The 18,156-nt window shown below is 72.9% G+C and carries 20 protein-coding genes and 1 riboswitch; of the genes, 9 read left to right on the plus strand and 11 right to left on the minus strand.

Translation table 11 applies throughout. The features are described from left to right. On the plus strand, positions 1-316 hold a 316-nt coding region (locus E1264_RS43690; RefSeq protein WP_165964378.1), incomplete at its 5' end, for a hypothetical protein. Beyond that, a complete protein-coding gene (locus E1264_RS25595) occupies positions 313-2,022 on the plus strand; it encodes a cation acetate symporter (RefSeq protein ID WP_132177812.1) in 1,710 nt (569 codons plus the stop codon). The genes E1264_RS43690 and E1264_RS25595, both read left to right, overlap by 4 nt. A 672-nt stretch (positions 2,023-2,694) precedes the next feature. Here the strand turns inward: E1264_RS25595 and E1264_RS25600 are convergent. The 6 genes from E1264_RS25600 to thiO all read right to left on the minus strand — a co-directional run bounded on the left by E1264_RS25600 (position 2,695) and on the right by thiO (position 8,713). Next, complete coding sequence (locus tag E1264_RS25600; protein ID WP_132177814.1) at positions 2,695-3,540, minus strand: deoxyribonuclease IV; 846 nt, start codon at positions 3,538-3,540, stop codon at positions 2,695-2,697. 20 nt (positions 3,541-3,560) lie between these two features. Beyond that, positions 3,561-5,462 (minus strand): Stk1 family PASTA domain-containing Ser/Thr kinase, encoded by a 1,902-nt coding sequence (gene pknB, locus E1264_RS25605; RefSeq protein WP_132177816.1) that lies wholly within the window; start codon positions 5,460-5,462, stop codon positions 3,561-3,563. Positions 5,463-5,498: 36 nt separating this feature from the next. After that, positions 5,499-6,467: a DMT family transporter gene (locus tag E1264_RS25610; RefSeq protein ID WP_132177818.1), complete on the minus strand. Its 969-nt coding sequence runs from the start codon at positions 6,465-6,467 to the stop codon at positions 5,499-5,501. A 148-nt stretch (positions 6,468-6,615) separates the two neighbouring features. After that, positions 6,616-7,386, minus strand: coding sequence for a thiazole synthase (locus tag E1264_RS25615; RefSeq protein WP_132177820.1), 771 nt, complete (start codon positions 7,384-7,386; stop codon positions 6,616-6,618). Positions 7,387-7,388: 2 nt separating this feature from the next. Next, the gene (gene thiS / locus E1264_RS25620) at positions 7,389-7,589 is read right to left on the minus strand and encodes a sulfur carrier protein ThiS (protein ID WP_132177822.1); all 201 of its coding nucleotides are present in this window, start codon (positions 7,587-7,589) and stop codon (positions 7,389-7,391) included. Next, positions 7,586-8,713, minus strand: a complete 1,128-nt coding sequence (gene thiO / locus E1264_RS25625) for a glycine oxidase ThiO (RefSeq protein WP_132177824.1) — start codon at positions 8,711-8,713, stop codon at positions 7,586-7,588. The genes thiS and thiO overlap by 4 nt, the downstream gene beginning before the upstream one ends. Next, a riboswitch (TPP riboswitch) is annotated at positions 8,703-8,817 on the minus strand. Its footprint overlaps the gene before it by 11 nt. Before the next feature lie 94 nt (positions 8,818-8,911). Between thiO and E1264_RS25630 the strand changes: the two genes are divergently transcribed. The 4 genes from E1264_RS25630 to E1264_RS43695 all read left to right on the plus strand — a co-directional run bounded on the left by E1264_RS25630 (position 8,912) and on the right by E1264_RS43695 (position 11,604). After that, positions 8,912-10,123 carry an FAD-dependent oxidoreductase gene (locus tag E1264_RS25630; RefSeq protein ID WP_132177826.1) on the plus strand — a complete coding sequence of 404 codons (1,212 nt, stop codon included), beginning with the start codon at positions 8,912-8,914 and terminating at the stop codon, positions 10,121-10,123. Positions 10,124-10,201: 78 nt separating this feature from the next. After that, entirely contained in the window at positions 10,202-10,576 is a 375-nt protein-coding gene (locus E1264_RS25635; protein WP_132177828.1) for a DNA-binding protein, read from the plus strand. A 123-nt stretch (positions 10,577-10,699) separates the two neighbouring features. Next, entirely contained in the window at positions 10,700-11,368 is a 669-nt protein-coding gene (gene thiE, locus E1264_RS25640; protein WP_132177830.1) for a thiamine phosphate synthase, read from the plus strand. Positions 11,369-11,445: 77 nt separating this feature from the next. Next, positions 11,446-11,604, plus strand: coding sequence for a hypothetical protein (locus E1264_RS43695; protein ID WP_165964379.1), 159 nt, complete (start codon positions 11,446-11,448; stop codon positions 11,602-11,604). Between the two features lie 18 nt (positions 11,605-11,622). On the opposite strand, the gene E1264_RS25645 is transcribed toward E1264_RS43695, so the two are convergent. Together E1264_RS25645 and E1264_RS25650 are read right to left on the minus strand one after the other, a co-directional pair. After that, positions 11,623-12,753 carry a serine/threonine-protein kinase gene (locus tag E1264_RS25645; protein ID WP_243711161.1) on the minus strand — a complete coding sequence of 377 codons (1,131 nt, stop codon included), beginning with the start codon at positions 12,751-12,753 and terminating at the stop codon, positions 11,623-11,625. Positions 12,754-13,011: 258 nt separating this feature from the next. Beyond that, positions 13,012-14,064: a polyprenyl synthetase family protein gene (locus E1264_RS25650; protein WP_132177832.1), complete on the minus strand. Its 1,053-nt coding sequence runs from the start codon at positions 14,062-14,064 to the stop codon at positions 13,012-13,014. Between the two features lie 160 nt (positions 14,065-14,224). Between E1264_RS25650 and metF the strand changes: the two genes are divergently transcribed. Next, positions 14,225-15,160, plus strand: coding sequence for a methylenetetrahydrofolate reductase [NAD(P)H] (gene metF / locus E1264_RS25655; protein ID WP_132177834.1), 936 nt, complete (start codon positions 14,225-14,227; stop codon positions 15,158-15,160). Here metF and E1264_RS25660 read toward each other — a convergent pair. From E1264_RS25660 to E1264_RS25670, 3 genes are all read right to left on the minus strand, one after another. Continuing rightward, a complete protein-coding gene (locus E1264_RS25660; RefSeq protein WP_132177836.1) occupies positions 15,097-15,699 on the minus strand; it encodes a GNAT family N-acetyltransferase in 603 nt (200 codons plus the stop codon). The two genes, metF and E1264_RS25660, sit on opposite strands and share 64 nt — an antisense overlap. 129 nt (positions 15,700-15,828) lie before the next feature. Further along, positions 15,829-16,179 (minus strand): arsenate reductase family protein, encoded by a 351-nt coding sequence (locus E1264_RS25665; RefSeq protein ID WP_132177838.1) that lies wholly within the window; start codon positions 16,177-16,179, stop codon positions 15,829-15,831. A 1-nt stretch (position 16,180) separates the two neighbouring features. Further along, entirely contained in the window at positions 16,181-16,645 is a 465-nt protein-coding gene (locus tag E1264_RS25670) for a YbaK/EbsC family protein (RefSeq protein WP_132177840.1), read from the minus strand. A gap of 23 nt (positions 16,646-16,668) precedes the next feature. Here E1264_RS25670 and E1264_RS25675 point away from each other — a divergent pair, with 23 nt between their 5' ends. Together E1264_RS25675 and E1264_RS25680 are read left to right on the plus strand one after the other, a co-directional pair. After that, positions 16,669-17,457, plus strand: a complete 789-nt coding sequence (locus E1264_RS25675) for a L,D-transpeptidase family protein (RefSeq protein WP_243711162.1) — start codon at positions 16,669-16,671, stop codon at positions 17,455-17,457. 237 nt (positions 17,458-17,694) lie between these two features. Continuing rightward, on the plus strand, positions 17,695-18,156 hold a 462-nt coding region (locus E1264_RS25680; protein WP_132177842.1), incomplete at its 3' end, for an SAV_6107 family HEPN domain-containing protein.

Raw genomic sequence — 18,156 nt, forward strand, 5'->3', positions numbered from 1 at the left:
GGTCGGCGGCGCGGCGGTGTCCGCCCTCATCCGCCGCCAGCTGGGCATCGCCCTGCGGACCTGCGCGATCGTCGTCGCCGTGGTGGCGGGCCTGCCCGCGCTGCTCGCGCTCGCCCCGGCGGTCGCGCGCGCCGGGGTCCACGGCGTCCCGCTCGCCTGGCTCGTGCTGGTGTTCGGCATCCAGCCAATCTGGGTCGCGGTCGCGATGCGGCAGCTCTGGCGCGCAGAACAGGCGGAGCGCGAGCTGACCGGGCCGGTCCGCGGTCGCGGGACGACCCCGCACACCCCCCGGAGCGGGGCGGTGGGCCGTCCGTGACCGCGCTGGCCGTCGCGGCGGCGCTGATCGCACTGGTCGCGATGCTGGGGACGGCGTCCGTCCGCGGCCGCCGCTCCGCCGGGACCGCAGGCGACCTCGTGGTCGCCTCGCGCGGCGTCACCCCCTGGTGGAACGCGTCCGCGATCAGCGGCGAGTCCATCTCCGCCGCCGCGTTCCTCGGCACCGCCGGGCTCGTGCTCGCCTACGGCGCCGACATGCTGTGGCTCCCCATCGCCGCGACCGCCGGATACGTCCTGCTCCTGGCGTTCGTCACCGCGCCGCTGCGCCGGTCCGGCGCCTACTCGGTCTCCGACTTCGCCGAATGGCGGCTCGGCTCCCGGACCGTCCGGCGGATCGTCACCGGCTGCGTCTGCTTCATCGGCTGGTTCTACCTGCTGCCGCAGTTCAAGGGCGCCGGGGTGACGCTGCGCGTGCTGACCGGCGCGCCCGTCTGGACGGGCTGGGCCGTCGTGGCCGCGGTCGCGCTGCTGCTCGCCACGACCGGCGGGATACGCGGCATCACCGCCGTCCAGGCCGTCCAGTTCTGGGTGAAGCTCGCCGCCGTGGCCGTCCCCGCCGTCGTGCTCCTGGCGGTATGGAACATCGCCGGCGCCCCCGACCCCGTCGGCGACGCCCCGCCGAACTTCGAACGCGCCACCCGCGTGCAGGTGCGCACCGACGCCGCCGTCACCGTGCCCGCCGCCGTCACCGTCACCGCGCGGGGACGGGTGGACGGCGCCGTCCGCACCGGCGAGACCGTCCCCCTCGCGCCCGGCAGGCACACCCTCGGCAGCGGAACGGTCGTCCGGTTCCCGGCCGGCGCGCCGGTGCCGCACGCCGCACGGCTGCCCGTCCAGGACGGCATCACCTGGGCGACGCCGTTCGGGCGCGGCCAGGAACGCGGCCTGTTCCGCACCTACTCGGCGCTCCTCGCCGTCCTCCTCGGCACCATGGGCCTGCCGCACATCCTGATGCGCTTCTACACCAGCACCAGCGGGGCCGCGGCGCGCCGCACCGCCGCGTTCGTGCCCGTCCTGCTGGCCCTGTTCTCCGTGTTCCCCGCCCTGCACGGGACGTTAGGACGGCTCTACGCCCCCGAACTGCTCATGACCGGCGACACCGACGCGACCCTGCTGATGCTGCCGCAGCGGATGATCCCCGGACCCGGCGGCGCGCTGCTCACCGGACTCGTCACCGCCGGCGCGTTCGCCGCGTTCATCGCCACGTCCTGCGGGATCGTCGTGGCCTTCGCCGGGACCGTCTCCCAATGCGTCCGCCGCGGCGACGGCGTCACCACGTTCCGCCTCGGCGTCGTGCTCGCGCTGGCCGTGCCGCTGGCCGTGCTGCCGAGCATCGGACCGCAGGGCGCGGTCGGCCTGGTCACGATGGCCCTCTGCGTGTCGGCGTGCACCCTGTGCCCGCTCCTCGTCCTCGGCATCTGGTGGCGCGGCCTGACCGCCGCCGGCGCCGCCGCCGGGCTCCTCGTCGGCGGCGGGGTCGCCGTCGCCGCGGGCATCGCCCGCCTGTTCGCCGGCCCCTGCGCGGGCTGGCCCAACGCCGTCCTCGCGCAGCCCGCCGCCGTCCTCGCGCCCACCGTCTTCGCCGTCATGGTCGCCGTGTCGCTGCTGACCCGCCGCCGCGTCCCGCGCCGCGCCGACCGCGCGCTCAGGAAGCTCCATCTGCCCGAGGGCACGCCCGTCCGCTGATCGCCCGTGAATCATCGACCGTCGCGGGCCCGCAGGCGGTGGACCGTTCCCAAACACCGCTCGTCCCGCCGGACCGCCCGCCCGCCGTGCGACTACTCAACGCATACCTATGACTACGTACCGTTTACCGAGACCTGGGTTTTCCTGGACTGCAACCGTGGCATCACACCCCTAGAGTTCTCAGTGGCACCTAACGCCACACCGCCTCCGGAGGGACGGGCGGACCGGACGCGGCACCACGCCGCGCACCACCGCGAAACCTCCACAAAAGCAAATCCGGAGATCCGGCTCGAATGCCGGATCGTGCGTCGCTGGATCCCGTACCGGGGGGGTGGGATCCGGTGGCCTGTGGCTCGGGCGTCGTTGAACAGTCGGGGGGTTGTTCAGCGGCGCCCGAGTCGTGTTTATTGTATTTTTTTCCTCCTTCGGCCCTGGCGGGCCTCCATCGTCAAAAAACACGCGCGATCGCTGCATCGCTTCCTCTCGCCTGGCGGCTCGCTGCGCGATCAGGTTTCTCGCAAGCTCGAAACCTGCCTTCGGAGGCGATCGCAAGCATTGAGGTTGTTGCGTGGTTGCTGTGGTGGCCGGGGTCCGCGCAGTAGTGGGTGCGGGTGGCGCTTCCCCTGCGGCTCAAGCCTGAGAACCGCCAAATGTCGCGACGTTGTTGGGACGTCAGGTGTCGCGTAGGCGTTTCAGGGTTTCTATGTCTTTGGCGTGGGGTTCGGGGGCGCGGCCCGGTGTTTCTATCAGGAAGGGGATTCCTGTTACGGCGGGGTGGTGGAAGAGGTCGGCGAAAGCGGGCTCGCCTATTTGGCCTGCGCCTATGTTCTCGTGGCGGTCTCGGCCGGAGGCGCAGGGGTCTTTCGAGTCGTTGGCGTGGACCAGTTTCAGGCGGCCCTCGCCGACCGTGGCTATGAGGGCGTCGATGGTGGCCTTCGCGCCGCCGGGGGCCGCCAGGTCGTGGCCTGCGGCGAAAGCGTGGCAGGTGTCGAAGCAGACGCCGAGTTTCGGGTGGTTCTCTAGTTTCTCGAAGAAGGGGCCCAGGTCCTGGACCTTGGCGCAGAGCATGTTGTTCTGGCCCGCCATGGGTTCCAGGAGGAGGTCTGGGCCGTCTTCGGGGATCTCGTCCAGGAGGGGGAGGACGTGGTCGTGGACCTGCGCCATGGCCTCGTCGTAGGTCTGGGTGACGGCCGAGCCGGTGTGGACCACTACGCCCAAGGCGCCTATGGCGTGGCCTCGGGTCAGGGAGTGGCGGACCGTGGCGATCGACTTGGCCAGGGTCTCCTGGTTGGGGGAGCCGAAATTCACCAGGTACGGGGTGTGGATGTAGACGGGGACGTCCGCGGCGCGGAGTTTCTCGTCTTCGGCCGGCTTGCCCTCGGGGAGGGCCCAGCCTCGGGGGTTGGACACGAAGACCTGGATGGCCTCGGCGCCGATCTGGGCCGCGTACTTCAGGCCGCCGGTGGCGAGGCCACCGGCCACGGGGACGTGCGCCCCGACGGGGTTGCTTGATGTCATCGCGGTTTCAGCCTAGCCGGTCAGGGGCCGCGGAAGATGGTCACGGTCGAGCCGCGGCGGGCCTCGCCGCTGTTCGGGCTCTGGAAGCGGACCGTGTTGCCGCCGAAGCCCGTCACGCTGACCTTGAAACCGGAGTCTTCCAGGGCCTTCTTGGCTTCGTCGACATTGCGGCCGGTCAGGTTCGGGACGGGGATGTTCTGCTCGCCCTCGCCGTCCTCGCAGCCGATCTTGACCGGGCCCGCGTCGACCAGGCAGTCGCGCTTGTTGACGACGATCGTGACCTTGTCGCCGCGGGACACGCCGGTGCCCTCGGACGGGTTCTGCTCGATCACCGAGTCCGGCGGCTTGCCCTCGACCTTCTTCTTCTCGACCTTGACGTCCAGGCCCATCGAGCGGAGCTGGTTCGCGGCGGCGTCGCCGTTCTGGCCGATGAGGTCGGGCATCGACATGCCGCTGGAGACGATGAGGCCGACCGGCTCGTCGGGGGACTGCCGCTGACCCGCCGGCGGGTTCGTGCCTACGACCTCGTTCTTCGCGACCGTCTGGGACGGGGTGAAGCTCGTCCGGCCCACGGTGAAGCCTTCGTCCTTGAGGGTTTGCTTGGCTTCCTCCAGGGACTTGCCTTCTACGTCGGGCACTTCCTGCGGGGTGATTCCCCGGGACGGTGTGAGGGTGACCGTTTGGCCCTTGGCGACGCGGGCGCCCGCGGGTGGGTCGGACCTCGCTACGCCGCCCTTGTGGACGCGGTCGTCGTAGATGGCCTTCGCGGTCCGCACGTCCAGGCCGGCGCTCTCCAGGCGGTCGCGGGCGTCGGCGACCTTCATCCCGATGATGGACTTCGGGACGTGCTCGTACTGCCCCGACGTCTGGTACCAGACCGCCCAGCCGAGGGTGATCGCCGCGATCGCGCCGATGGCGACCAGGACGTACCGGCCGGTCAGCGCGCCGATGGCGCGGTCGGACCTGCTGCGCTCGGAGGCGAGCGTGGGCGCGTCCAGGACGGCGGTGCGGGCGTGGTGCGGACGCTCCAGGACGGCGGTGGCGTTCGTCTCCTCCAGGCGGTGGTCGAAGTCGCGGGGGAGGCCGCCGTACACCTCGGCGACCTCGGCGAGGTACTGGTTCGCGTCCTGCGGGCGGCGCTGCGGGTCGTGGCTCGTCGCGTCGGTGACCAGCTCGTCGACGCGGAGCGGGATGCCCGGGATCACGGTGGACGGTGCCGGGACCTTCTCGTTCACATGCTTGTAGGCGACCGCGAGCGGCGTGTCGGCCTGGTGGGGGAGGCGGCCGGTGAGCAGCTCGAACAGCATGACGCCGGCGGCGTACACGTCCGAGCGGACGTCGGCGTCGCCGGAGACGACCTGCTCGGGGGCGAGGTAGCCGACCGTTCCGATGATCACGCCGGTCTTGGTCATCTTGGTCGCGGTCTCGGCCCGGGCGAGGCCGAAGTCGGCGACCTTGACCTGGCCGTCCTCGGTGATGAGGACGTTCTCGGGCTTGACGTCGCGGTGCACGAGACCGGCCCGGTGCGCCGCGCCGAGCGCGGCGAGGACCGGCTGCATGATCTCCAGGGCGGCGCGGGGGCCGAGCCGCCCGAGCGTGGTGAGCGCGTCGCGGAGCGTGTGCCCGGCGACGTACTCCATCACGAGGAAGACGTGCTCGCCGTCGGTGCGCTGGTCGTAGACGGCGACGACGTTCGGGTGGGACAGCGCCGCCGCGGCCTTGGCCTCGCCGATGAAGCGGGTGACGAAGTCCTCGTCGGCGGCGAGCCCGGCGTGCATGACCTTGATCGCCACGATGCGGTCGAGCCTGATGTCGCGCGCGACGTAGACCGTGGCCATGCCGCCGCGGGCGATGCGGGAGTCGATGCGGTAGCGCCCGTCGAGTACCCGCCCTTCTAGGGGATCGGCAACCGTCGCGTCCATCGCTGCGAGTTTACGGGCGGAACGGAGAGCTTCTCATCAGTCCCGAGTATGAGCATCGATGAGCCCCGAGGGTGACTCCGCCGGGACGGCCGTGGGCTCCGGGGGCACGGGCACGCGGCGCAGCCGCCTCGTGCTGCGGGAGACCGCCACGCCCGCGAGGCAGAGCAGGCCGCCGGCGAGCGTGATCAGGCCGGGGACCTCGCCCAGGAACAGCCATGACATGAACACGACGAGGGCGGGTGCGGCGTAGGTGGTGGCGCCCATCTTTCCGGCGGACGTCCGGGCCAGGGCGTATCCCCAGGTGGTGAAGGCGATGGCGGTGGGGAAGACGCCCAGGTAGATCATGTTGAGGGTGGCGCCGGCGGGGGCGTCGGCGGCCTGGGCGACCAGCTGGCCGGAGAACGGGAGGCAGGCGAGCGTGCCGATCGCGCAGGCGAAGGTGGTGAACTGCAGCGCGGAGGCGTGCCGCAGCGCGGGCTTCTGGCTGACGACGCCTGCCGCGTAGGTGACGGCCGCGACCAGGCAGAGCAGGACCCCGCCGACGGACGAGCGGCCCTCACCGGACATCGAGAGCCCGACGACGGCCGCTCCTGCGAACGACACGGCCATGCCTGCGAGGAGGCGGGGCGGGAGGCCCTCCTTGAGCAGCCAGCCGCCGAGGAGCGCGATGAGGATCGGGCCGATGTTGACGACCAGGGCGGCCGTGCCCGCGTCCACGAGCTGCTCGCCCCAGTTCAGGGCGACCATGTACGCGCCGAACCACAGGATGCCCGCGGTGACGATGCCGGGCCAGGCGGCCTTCGGCGGAAGGCCCTCGCGGCGGACGAGCCACAGCGCGCCGAGCACGACCGTGCCCGACAGGAGGCGGCCGAGGGCGAGCGCGCCGGGGCTGTAGTCGTCGCCGGCGCTGCGGATCGCGACGAAGGCGGACGCCCAGAGCACCACGGTCACCGTGGCGGCCGCCACGGCGAGCCTGTCGACGCGCGCGCCGGTTTCCTGCTGCATGTCAGGCACCTTAGGTATGGGACGTTTCGACGAACACCGAAGCGGGGTGCCCGGTTGCGGCGCCCCGGTCCGGATGGACCGTTTTCAGTCTGGGGGTGCCTACATTTCAGGTCCAGCGAATATTTCTTCAGGCGGGTGTTTAGTGGTTCTACGAGGTGGCCAGCCCCTCGAAGGGTGAGGACGCCTGCGCGTAGCGGCGCTTGGGGATGCGTCCGGCCAGGCGGGCCAGCCTTCCGGCCTCTACCGCGTGGCGCATCGCGGCGGCCATCCGCGCCGGGTGCTGGGCGCGGGTCACGGCGGTCGCGAGCAGGACCGCGTCGCAGCCCAGTTCCATCGCCAGCGCGGCGTCGGACGCGGTGCCGAGGCCCGCGTCGAGGATGACCGGGACGCCCGCCCGCTCCACGATCAGCTCGATGTTGTGCGGGTTGCGGATCCCGAGCCCAGAGCCGATGGGGGAGCCGAGCGGCATCACGGCGGCGCACCCGATCTGCTCCAGGCGCCTTGCCAGGACTGGGTCGTCGTTGGTGTACGGCAGGACGACGAACCCGGCGTCGACCAGTTGCTCGGCCGCGTCGACCAGCTCGATCGGGTCGGGGAGCAGGGTGTGCTCGTCCGCGATCACTTCGAGCTTGACCCAGTTCGTGCCGAGCGCCTCGCGGGCCAGCTTCGCGGTGAGGACGGCCTCGCCCGCGGTGAAGCAGCCCGCCGTGTTCGGCAGCACCCGGATGCCGGACTCGGTCAGGACGTCCAGCACCGAGCCGCGGGCGGACGGGTCCACGCGCCGCATCGCGACCGTGGTCAGCTCCGTCCCGGACGCGGCCAGCGCCTCGCGCAGGACGTGCAGGCTCGGCGCGCCCCCGGTCCCCATGATCAGCCGGGAGCCCAGCTCCTCGCCCGCGATGACCAGCTTGTCCGTCACCTCTAGCCTCCCTGGACGGCGGTCAGGACTTCGATGCGGTCGGCGTCGCGCAGCGCCGTCGCCGCCCATGCGGAGCGGCGGACGACCTCGTCGTTCACCGCCACCGCGATCCCGGACGCGGCCCCGGACACGGACTCGACCGCCTCCGCCACGCTCGCGCCGTCCGGCAGCTCGCGCGGCTCACCGTTGACGATCACCTTCATGAATGCACCTCGGGGGAGAAACGGCCGGGCGAGAACGGACCGGCTACTTCGGGGACGGGCCTGTCCAGCAGCGTCGCGGACAGGATGTCGGCGGAGATCGGGGCGAGCAGGATCCCGTTGCGGAAGTGCCCGGTGCCGATGACCAGGCCGGGCAGGGCCGATGGGCCCATGACCGGTGCGTTGTCGGGCGAGCCGGGGCGCAGGCCCGCCGACACCTCGGTGAACTCCAGCTCGGTGACGCCGGGCAGCAGCTCGCGGGCGTCGCGCAGCAGCTCCCACAGCCCGCCCGCCGTGACGCGCGTGTCGAACCCCAGCTCCTCCTGGGTGGCGCCGACGACGATCTCGCCGTCCAGGCGCGGCACCAGGTAGACCGGCGAGCCCTTGACCATCCCGCGCGTGGACCTGGTGATGAACGGCGTCCTGGCGCGGAGCCGGAGCACCTGGCCCTTGACGGGACGGACGGGTGGAACGGTCCCGGGAGGCAGTCCGTCGAGATCGCCCGACCAGGGGCCCGCCGCCAGCAGGACCCGCTCGGCGTTGATCGTCGTGCCGTCGTCCAGCCGCACCCCGGTCGCGGTGTCGCGCTCGACGACGATCCCCTCGGCTCGCCGCCTGACCAGGTGGACGCCGAGCTTCTCGGCCGCGGCGAGCAGCGCCGGGGTCAGGCGGCGCGGGTCGATCGAGCCGTCCTCGGGGGCCAGCAGGCCGCCGCGCACGCCGGGCGCGAGCATCGGCTCCAGGCGGCGGCACTCCCGGCCGGTCAGCGCCTCGACCGGGATGCCGAGCGTTTCCTGGAAGCGGCGCAGGTCGTCCAGGTACTTCAGGTCGTCGGCGTCGAAGGCGACCTCGATGATCCCGTCGGTGCGGTAACCGGTCTCCAGGCCGGTCAGCTCCTCCAGTTCGGCGACGAACGCGCCGTACCGGTCGCGGGACGCGAGGCCCAGCCGCAGCAGCGGCTCCTCGCCGTAGGTCAGCTCGCTGACCGGGGTGAGCATCCCCGCGGCCACCGCCGACGCGCCGCTCGCGGGCTCGGGGTCGACCAGGGTGACGGCGGCGCCGCCTGCGGCGGCCCGCCAGGCGGTGGCGAGGCCGATGACCCCTGCCCCGATGATCACGATCTCCATGCGCGCTCCCTTCGCCGGCATGATCCGGATCAGGTCGTGGCGGTCGGCGGCCCGTTCCAGCCGCCCTCTCAGCCCGGTCGCACCGGACTCCCGCGCTTTGTGCTGTTACACCCGGTCTCCACCTTACGACCACTGACGATCCCTTGTGCGTGGGTGAGCGTCCGGACAGGCGTCCCGAGGGGCTCTAGGGTGATCCTCATGGAGCGGATCATCGTCGTTGGCGGCGGGCTGGGCGGCGTGCGCGCCGTGGAGTCGTTGCGGGGCAGGGGCTACGAGGGCGCGCTGACCCTCGTCTCGGCCGAGCGGCACCCGCCCTATGACCGGCCGCCGCTGTCGAAGGCCGTCCTGGCGGGAGAGTCCGACGACACGACGGTCGACGCCGACTGGGACGCGCTGCGCTGCGACCTCCTGCTCGGCGAGCGCGCCACGGGCCTGCGCCTGGACGCGCGCGGCGGGGTCGTCGCGTCCACGGCGGGCGATCTCCCGTTCGACGGGCTGGTCATCGCGACCGGCGCCGTGCCGATCACCCTGCCGGGCGACGGGCCGCAGCATGTGCTGAGAACCATCGAGGACAGCCGTGACCTGCGATCCCGGCTGACGGAAGGCGCCCGGATCGTGATCGTCGGGGCGGGCTGGATCGGCGCCGAGGTCGCGACGACCGCCGCGAAGAAGGGCTGCGCGGTGACCGTCGTGGAGGCCGCGGACACGCCGCTCGCCGGGGCGATCGGCCCCGCGGTCGGCGCGCTCACCGCGCCCTGGTACGCGGAGGCGGGGGTCGAGCTGCGTACCGGCGTCAAGGTCGCCGAGGTGGGCGGCGGCGGCCTCCTGCTCGCCGGCGGCGGCCGGATCGAGGCGGACGTGGTCGTCGTCGGCATCGGCGTCCGGCCCGACCTGTCCTGGCTGGACGGTTCAGGGCTGCTGCTGGAGCGCGGCGTGGTCACCGACGGCTCGTTCCGCACGTACCTGGGGGAGGAGGCGCCCGGCTCCGCCCGCCCGGACGTCGTCGCCGTCGGCGACTGCGCCGCCTGGTGGTCGGCGCGGTACGGGCGGCGGCTCCTCGTCGAGCACTGGGACACCGCCCTCAACGCCCCCGACGTCGCCGCCGCGACGCTCCTCGGGCAGGACGAGGTGTACGACGCCGTCCCGTATTTCTGGTCCGAGCAGTTCGGGCGGATGGTGCAGTACGCGGGGAACCATTCGGTGTCCGAACGGATGGTTGACCGCGGGGACCCGTCCGGCCGGAAGTGGACGGCCGCGTGGCTGACCGGCGACCGGCTCGACGCGGTCCTCACCGTCGACCGGCCCCGCGATCTGGTACAGGCGCGCCGCGTCATCGCGGCCGGGACGCCCGTCGACGCCGCGGCGCTCGCCGACCCCGACGTGCCCGTCAGGCAGGCCGTTCGCGGATAGCGCACGGCGCCGATGCGTAACGGCTGTGCAGGGGGTTTGAGGGTTCCGAAGGCGTGGTAGCAAGGGGGCGTGACGCAGATGCACGCAACCGTTGACAGCGCACTGGACCCCCGGACCGACGCCCTCGCGGGCGAATGGCTCTCCCTCAAGGAGACCGCCGAGCGACTCGGGATCAAGACCAACCGGATCAAGCAGCTCATCAGCGAGCACCGGCTCCTGGCCGTGCGCCGGGAGGGCGAGCCCATGGTGCCCGCCGCGTTCATCAAGGACGGTCAGGTCATCAAGGGCCTGCCCGGCACGCTGACGCTCCTGTCGGACGCCGGGTTCGACGACGTCGAGACCATCCGCTGGCTGTTCACCGCGGACGACACGCTGCCGGGCACGCCCGTGGACGCGCTCACCGAGAACCGGGGGACCGAGGTCCGCCGCCGCGCCCAGGCCCTCGCGTTCTAGGCCGTCCACCGGCCCTGAACGCCTGAATCACCGGAACGTCTGACACGATCGCGGGGTCGCGCGCCACGGGATGGAACCGCCGCGCGGCCCCGCGAAACCTTTCCGGAAGGACGTCTCCCAGCCGTGCCCAGGCATCTCCCCACCGAACGCGCCGTCGCGCTGCGCGCCCGGCTCGGCCGCGCCCGCCTCTACCTCTGCACCGACGCGAGGGAGCGGCAAGGGGACCTGCCGGAGTTCCTGGACGCCGTGCTCGCCGGCGGCGTCGACCTGCTCCAGCTCCGCCAGAAGGGCCTGGAGGCCCGGCAGGAGATGGCCCACCTGGAGGTCTTCCGGGCGGCGTGCGAGCGGCACGGCGCGCTGCTCGCCGTCAACGACCGCGCCGACATCGCGCACGCGGTCGGCGCCGACGTGCTGCACCTCGGGCAGGACGACCTGCCGGTGGAGGCCGCCCGCGAGATCGTCGGCGGCGACATGCTGATCGGCCGGTCCACGCACTCCGACCAGCAGGCGGCGGCCGCGGCGACGGAGCCGGGCGTCGACTACTTCTGCGCCGGGCCGGTGTGGCCCACCCCGACCAAGCCGGGCCGCCCCGCGCCGGGCCCGAAGCTGCTGGAGTACGTCGCCGCGCAGCGCGCGGCGCGGCCGTGGTTCGCGATCGGCGGGATCGACCTCGGCAACCTCGGCGACGTCCTCGCCGCGGGCGCGAGCCGCGCCGTGGTCGTCCGGGCGATCACCGAGGCGGACGATCCGGGCGCCGCGGCGGCGGAGTTCGCCCGCCGCCTCGCCGGCTGACTCCCCGGCCTCGATCTTGTCGGGGTTTGACCTGGATCACAGTGCGGGCCGGTACTCGATCGCCCACAATGGAGATCATGAGCGTGGGACCCGACGACGACCGGCCGGTCGAGCTGGACGATGACCTGGAGATCCTGCCGGACCAGACCTCGGACGACACCGACACCGGCTGGGGCGAATGGCGCGGCGACGCGGACGACTCCCGGTTCCTGGAGGACCGTCCGCCGCACTGGTGAGGCGGTGGCCCCGCCCGTTCAGAAGAGCATGCCCAGGACGAAGCCGGAGGCGACGACGGCCGCGAGCGCGACCATCATCCGCCACCGGTAGCGCGGGATGCGCGTGGGCCGCGGTTTCGGCATCGGTCCCTGCCCTTCGCGGAGCGCCCGGACGATCTGCGACGCGGTCGGCCGGGCGGCCGGGTTCTTGTCGAGACAGCGGGCGGCGAGGTCGCGCAGCGGGCCGTCCAGGTCGCCGAGGTCCGGGCTGCGGGAGGTGACCCGCCGCATCACCGCCGCGCTCGGGCCGGTGCCGAACGGCGGGCGCCCCGTCGCGGCGAACACCATGGTGGCGCCCCACGCGAACACGTCGGCGGGCGTCCCGACCGGCTCGTCCTCGATCTGCTCGGGCGCCATGTAGGCCGGGGTGCCGACCGGGCCGGTCGTCACCGGGGTGGCGTCGGCGATCCGGGCGATGCCGAAGTCGATGACCTTGGCGCCGTCCGGGCCGAGCAGCACGTTGCCCGGCTTGAAGTCGCGGTGCACGATCCCGGCGCGGTGGATCGCGGCGAGCGCCGCCGCCGTCCGCAGCCCGAGCTTGCGGAGCTTGGGCGGGGACAGCGGGCCGCGGTCCTCGACGACGTGCTGGAGCGGCGGACCCTCGACGAACTCGCTGACGATGTAGGGGCGGTCGCCGGTCATGTCGGCGTCCAGGACGCGCGCCGTGTGCCGCCCGGACACCCGCAGGGCCGCGTCGGCCTCCTTGACGAACCGGCTGCGGGCCCGCTGCCCGGCCGCCACGCCGCCGCGCAGCAGCTTGACGGTGACGAGCTCGCCGTCGCCGTCCCTGCCGAGGTAGACCACGCCCTGGCCGCCCTCGCCGAGCCGTCCGAGCAGCGTGTAGCCGCCGAGGCCGCGGGGGTCGTCGGGGCCGAGCGGGGTGCCGGGCCGCTTGCCGCGCGCCGCGCGCGCACCTCCGCCGCGGTGGTCGGGGTCGCCGCCGTGACGATCGGGCCCCGCGCCCCCGGCCTGCGCCGGGCGGGCCGGCGCGGTGCGCGCCTTGGCCGGACGGCCCGTGGTCGCGTGGGGCTGGACCGGCCGCCCGGGACGGGCGGCGGCGCTGCGCGCGGGATGGGGGTTCGTCCTCCCGCGGGAGGTGTCGTGCGGCACGTGGAGGACTCCGACTCGGCGGGGACGGACGAAGATCTCCTTATTTGTACCGTGTCGCCGGGCTGCCCGGCAGGGGAACCTCGATCTTCGCCGCCCCCGGATGGAACGTGCCGACCCTCTCTACGTGCTGCGCAGACTGCCCTCTACGTGCTGCGCACGGTGCCCTCTACGTGCTGCGCACGGTGCCCTCTACGTGCTGCGCACGGTGCCCTCTACGTGCTGCGCACGGTGCCCTCTACGTGCTGCGCACGGTGCCCTCTACGTGCTGCGCACGGTGGCCGCGACCGCCAGGTCGGCGAGCGCGTGCCGGGCCTCCGCGGTGATCGGCGCGGTGCGCAGGGCCTCCTCCGCCTCGCCGAGATAGCGCTCGATCATGGCCTCGCAGGCGGCGAGCCCGCCGGTCTCCTCGATGATCGCGCGCAGCTCGTCCACGCCGGGGCGGTCGAGGCCGGGGTCGCCGAGGCGCCGCCGCAGCGCCGCCGCCTGCGCCGCGGAGGCGCGCTCCAGGGTGAGCGCGATCAGCACGGTCCGCTTGCCCTCGCGCAGGTCGTCGCCCGCCGGCTTGCCGGTCTCGCCCGGGTCGCCGAACACGCCGAGGACGTCGTCGCGGAGCTGGAAGGCGATGCCGAGCGGCAGGCCGTAGCCGCTGAGGGCGGCGATCACGTCCGGGCCTGCCCCGGCGAGCGCCGCGCCGAGGTGCAGCGGACGCTCGATCGTGTACTTGGCGCTCTTGTACTCCACCACGCGCAGCGCCGTCGCGACGGACGCCTCCCCGCGCGTGCCCTCCAGCATGTCGAGGTACTGGCCGCACATGACCTCGGTGCGCATCAGGTCGTAGACGTCCCGGCCGCGCCGCGTGCGGCCGCCCTCCAGCCCGCAGGTCTCGAACAGCTCGCTCGACCAGGCCAGGCACAGGTCGCCGAGCAGGATCGCCGCGCCCGCGCCGTAGGCCTCCGCGTCGCCCGGCCACGCGTGGGCGCCGTGCAGCGCCTCGAACCTGCGGTGGACGGACGGCTGCCCGCGCCGCGTGTCGCTGGAGTCCATCACGTCGTCGTGGATCAGCGCGCTCGCCTGCAGCAGCTCCAGGGACGCCGCCGCCCGCACGATGTCCTGGCCGTCCTCGCCGCCCGCGGCCCGCCATCCCCAGTAGCAGAACGCCGGGCGGAGCCGCTTGCCCCCGCCGAGCAGCGCCTCCAGGGCGGACAGCATCGGTGCGAGGTCGTCGCTGATGGTCAGCAGGGCCGGGCGCTGCCGGTCGACGAAGGCCAGGAGCGCCTCGTCGACCTCCTTGCGGATCAGGCTGGTCGACATGCCGAGATCGTATCCAGCTGGGTGGTTTCAACCGTCCGCCGGAAACGTGAGAAGTTCATAGATCCTCGGAAATGCGGACATAACGGCCGTGGGGTGTGCGGAGCATCACTCGTATCGGCGGCCCCAGAGCGGGTTCCGGTGGCTTCTGTAGGCTTGGGGCATGCCACGCCTGCGCCTAGACCGTCCTCCCACCGTCCGAGAGCTGCTGGCCTCCGGCGCCAAGTCCTTCTCCTTCGAGTTCATGCCGCCCAAGACCGACAAGGGCGCGCGGAACCTGTGGCGCGTCATCCGCGAGCTGGAGCCGCTGCACCCCACGTTCGTGTCCGTGACCTACGGCGCGGGCGGAGGCACCCGCGACAAGACCGTCGAGAGCGTCGAGCGGATCGCCACCGACACCACGCTCACGCCCGTCGCCCACTTCACCGCCGTGAACCACTCGCAGGCCGAGCTGCGGCAGCTGATCGGCCGGTTCGCCGCGGCCGGCGTCCGCAACATCCTCGCCGTGCGCGGCGACCCGCCCGGCGACCCGATGGGGGAGTGGGTCAAGCACCCCGAGGGCGTCGAGTACGCCGCCGAGCTCGTGCGGATGATCCGCTCCTACGGCGACTTCAGCGTCGGCGTCGCCGCCTTCCCCTACAAGCACCCGCGCTCGCCCGACATCGAGAGCGACACCCGCTACTTCGTCGAGAAGTGCCGCGCCGGAGCCGACTACGCGATCACGCAGATGTTCTTCCGCGCGGAGGACTACTTCCGGCTCCGCGACCGGGTCGCCGCCGCCGGGTGCGACATCCCGATCATCCCCGGCATCATGCCGGTCACGCAGCTCAGCACGATCGAGCGGTCCGAGCAGCTGTCGGGCGCGCCGTTCCCGCCCGAGGTCAAGGCCCGGTTCGACGCCGTCGCCGACGACCCCGACGCCGTCCGCCGCCTCGGCATCGAGCACGCCGCCGAGCTGTGCCAGGAGCTGCTCGACCAGGACGCGCCCGGCATCCACTTCATCACGTTCAACAAGTCGACGGCGACGCGCGAGGTCTACGGGCTGCTCGACGCGGCCTGGTACGGGGCCAGCGGCAGGGTCCCGCCCATGACCGCGTAGCGCGGCCCGCCGCCGGGGAACTCGAAGTCCGTCAGCAGATCGACCATGCCGACGGAACGGTAGAGCGTGCGGGCCGGGGTGTCCGGCCGCCTGTCCAGCGTCGACAGCACGACGGTCCGCTCGGGCCTGCCCTCGCACAGCGCGGTCAGCAGCGCCCGGCCGAGGCCCCTGCCCTGCGACTCCGGGTGGACGTGCAGCTCCGCGATCTCGAAGGTGTCCTCCAGCCACGCCTCCGCGCGCTCCGGCCCCTCCAGATCGGTGAGCGCCCGGACGACGACGTCATGCCACCACTGCCCGCGCGCGCCGTGGAACCCGTACGCGAACCCCTGCACGGGCCCCGCCAGGACGGGCAGGGCCCCGCGCCGTTCCACCACGAACGCCCGGAACCCCGGATACGAGGCGTGCCGTTCCATGATGGTGTGGCGGCCGGGAAGCTGCTCGTTCGGCGGGTCCATGGTGGCCGCGTAGACGTCCAGCATGGGGCTGAGCCTGCGCAGGAACGCGCGCTCGTCGATCTCGCGCAGCTTCGGGTCCCTCACCCGACAGAGCGTAGACCGGCCGGTGCCCCGCCGGAGGACGAAAACTGATCACGACCGTCCCGCGACCTCCGCAGACCGCCGCACCCCCGCCTCACCGGCGCGCCCTCGCGTCACCGCCGCGCTCTGGCCTCACCGGCCGTCGAGGGCCTGGCGCACGGACGCGTCGTCCCGCGCCACGACGGCGGTCCCGCCGGTCAGCACGATCGGCCGCTGGATCAGCACCGGGTTCGCCGCCATGATCTCGATCCAGCGGGCGCGGTCGCGCTCCAGGCTCTTCAGCCCGAGCTCCTTCGCGACCGGCTCGTTGAGGCGCGCCACGTCCCACGGCTCCGCGCCGATCCGCTTCAGGACCGCGTCGAGCTCGTCGGCCGTGGGCGGCTCGTCCAGGTAGCGGCGCTCGGTGTACTCGACGCCCGCCTCGTCCAGCGCGGCCTTCGCGGCGCGGCTCTTCGAGCAGCGCGGGTTGTGCCAGATCTCCATCTCACTCCACCTCCGCGGGGGTGCCCCCGGTGATCCTCAGCAGTTCCTCGTACGACGTGGGGAACACGGTGTGCGGATGCCCGCCCGCCGCCCAGACCTGGTCGTACTTGTCCAGCCAGACGTCCACGAGCGTACGGATCGGCGCCGGGTGCCCGAGCGGCGCCACCCCGCCGATCGGCTGCCCGGTCGCCTCCCGGACGAACTCCGGCGTCGCCCGCCTGACCTTCGCCGCCCCCACCAGCGCCGCGATCTTCACCGTGTCGACCCGGTGCGCGCCGCTCGTCATCACCAGCAGCGGCGTCCCGTCCGCGTCGAACACCAGGCTGTTGGCGATCGCGCCCACCTCGCAGCCCAGCTGGTCGGCGGCCGCCTGCGCCGTCGGCGCGGACTCGGGCAGCTCCACCACGGTCCCCGCCGCGCCCCGGTCGAGCAGCGCCTTTGCCACGATTTCGGTATTCGGATGCATGGGTAGCACTTTAAGGTCAGCTCATGCGAGGGAGACCGATCGACGTGCGGATGAGCGCGGTTCTGCTGAGCGCGGCCGTCCTGGTGACGGGGTGCAACGGGACGGACGAGGCGGCGGGCCCGCCGCCGACGACGGTCGCCAGGCCGACGACCCCGGCGCCGCCGCCCACGCCTTCGCCCACGCCCACGCAGCGCAAGCTGAAGCCGGGCGCGAAGGGCGAGGACGTCAAGGCGCTCCAGCGCCGCCTCAAGGAACTGAACTACGACCCTGGCAAGGTGGACGGGAAGTACGGGACGTCCACCCAGCTGGCCGTGTGGGCGTTCCAGGCCGTCAACGGCATGAAGCAGAAGGGCACGCTCGACAAGCCGTTCTGGGAGGCCCTCGCCAGCCCCGAGCAGCCCGAGCCGATGGCCAAGAAGCGCGAGAAGGACCGGGTCGACGTCGACCTGAAGCGCCAGTACCTCGTCCTCTACAAGGACGGGCGGCCGCGCCTCATCACGCACATCTCGTCGGGCTCCGGCGAGTACTACTGCGCCAAGGACCGCGGCGCCAAGGTCCCGCGCTGCCGCTACGCCACCACCGGCACCGGCGACTTCCGTACGGGCCGCCGCGCCTCCGGCTGGGAGACCTCGCCCCTGGGACGCCTCTACAACCCCATCTACTTCAACGGCGGAATCGCCTTCCACGGTGCCCTGGACGTGCCCAGATACCCCGCCTCGCACGGCTGCGTCCGGCTGCCGATGCACATCGCCGAGTACTTCCCCGACCTCCTCGGGACGAACGTCCCCGTGCACGTCAGGCGGCCCAAGTGAGGACCGTCACACCCCGCTGACCTGCGGGATATGACGGGCGTTCGAACACGTTGACGAATCGGCGTCAGGGCGGTTTACTGGGTTGTGCGTCGAACTTATGTTCGACGTGGTGCGGGACTCGCGGCCCGCGCCAGGGCGACGTCCCCGCCGGTGGCGCAGCTTCCGGCGGGACGGACGGCCGGGCGGAGTGAGGGGAAGCTCTCCGCCCGGCCGGCCCGAGCCCGGAAGGAGGCAGACATGTCCGGAACGATGACCGCACGCGGGATCCACGCCGCCGCCCAGTCCGTCCCGCCGCCGAGCCCGCGCCGCCGCCCGATGCCCGCACCGCGCCCGGCGCACACGGCCGCCGGCCAGCTGCACGCCGCCCGCATGGGCCTCGCCGAGGCCGCCGAGGCCACCTCGCCCGCCGTCCGCTACGTGTGCGCCCACCTGGCCGCACTCCGCGCGGCCGCCGCGGTCCTGGCGTCCAAGGAACCCCTGGAGACTCACCGCCGCGGCCGTCCGCGCAGCGTCTGGGTGCTGCTCCCGGAGGCCGAGCCCGCCCTGCGCGAATGGGCCGCCTTCTTCGCCGCCGGCGCCGACAAGCGCGCCGCCGCCGAGGCCGGCCTGCCCCGCGCCGTCACCCCGCGGGAGGCGGAGGAACTCCTGCACGACGCCGACGTCTTCGTCACCCTCGTCGAAGACACCCTGGGCGTCACC

Source organism: Actinomadura sp. KC216, from assembly GCF_004348535.1.
In the GTDB taxonomy this organism is placed as follows: domain Bacteria; phylum Actinomycetota; class Actinomycetes; order Streptosporangiales; family Streptosporangiaceae; genus Spirillospora.

Excerpts from the sequence above, each read along its gene's own strand:
- E1264_RS25600 (WP_132177814.1), bottom strand. The coding sequence starts at position 3,540 with ATGACATCAAGCAACCCCGTCGGGGCGCACGTCCCCGTGGCCGGTGGC.
- pknB (WP_132177816.1), bottom strand. The coding sequence starts at position 5,462 with ATGGACGCGACGGTTGCCGATCCCCTAGAAGGGCGGGTACTCGACGGG.
- E1264_RS25610 (WP_132177818.1), bottom strand. The coding sequence starts at position 6,467 with ATGCAGCAGGAAACCGGCGCGCGCGTCGACAGGCTCGCCGTGGCGGCC.
- thiS (WP_132177822.1), bottom strand. The coding sequence starts at position 7,589 with ATGAAGGTGATCGTCAACGGTGAGCCGCGCGAGCTGCCGGACGGCGCG.
- thiO (WP_132177824.1), bottom strand. The coding sequence starts at position 8,713 with ATGGAGATCGTGATCATCGGGGCAGGGGTCATCGGCCTCGCCACCGCC.
- E1264_RS25630 (WP_132177826.1), top strand. The coding sequence starts at position 8,912 with ATGGAGCGGATCATCGTCGTTGGCGGCGGGCTGGGCGGCGTGCGCGCC.
- E1264_RS25635 (WP_132177828.1), top strand. The coding sequence starts at position 10,202 with ATGCACGCAACCGTTGACAGCGCACTGGACCCCCGGACCGACGCCCTC.
- E1264_RS43695 (WP_165964379.1), top strand. The coding sequence starts at position 11,446 with ATGAGCGTGGGACCCGACGACGACCGGCCGGTCGAGCTGGACGATGAC.
- E1264_RS25650 (WP_132177832.1), bottom strand. The coding sequence starts at position 14,064 with ATGTCGACCAGCCTGATCCGCAAGGAGGTCGACGAGGCGCTCCTGGCC.
- metF (WP_132177834.1), top strand. The coding sequence starts at position 14,225 with ATGCCACGCCTGCGCCTAGACCGTCCTCCCACCGTCCGAGAGCTGCTG.
- E1264_RS25665 (WP_132177838.1), bottom strand. The coding sequence starts at position 16,179 with ATGGAGATCTGGCACAACCCGCGCTGCTCGAAGAGCCGCGCCGCGAAG.
- E1264_RS25670 (WP_132177840.1), bottom strand. The coding sequence starts at position 16,645 with ATGCATCCGAATACCGAAATCGTGGCAAAGGCGCTGCTCGACCGGGGC.
- E1264_RS25675 (WP_243711162.1), top strand. The coding sequence starts at position 16,669 with ATGCGAGGGAGACCGATCGACGTGCGGATGAGCGCGGTTCTGCTGAGC.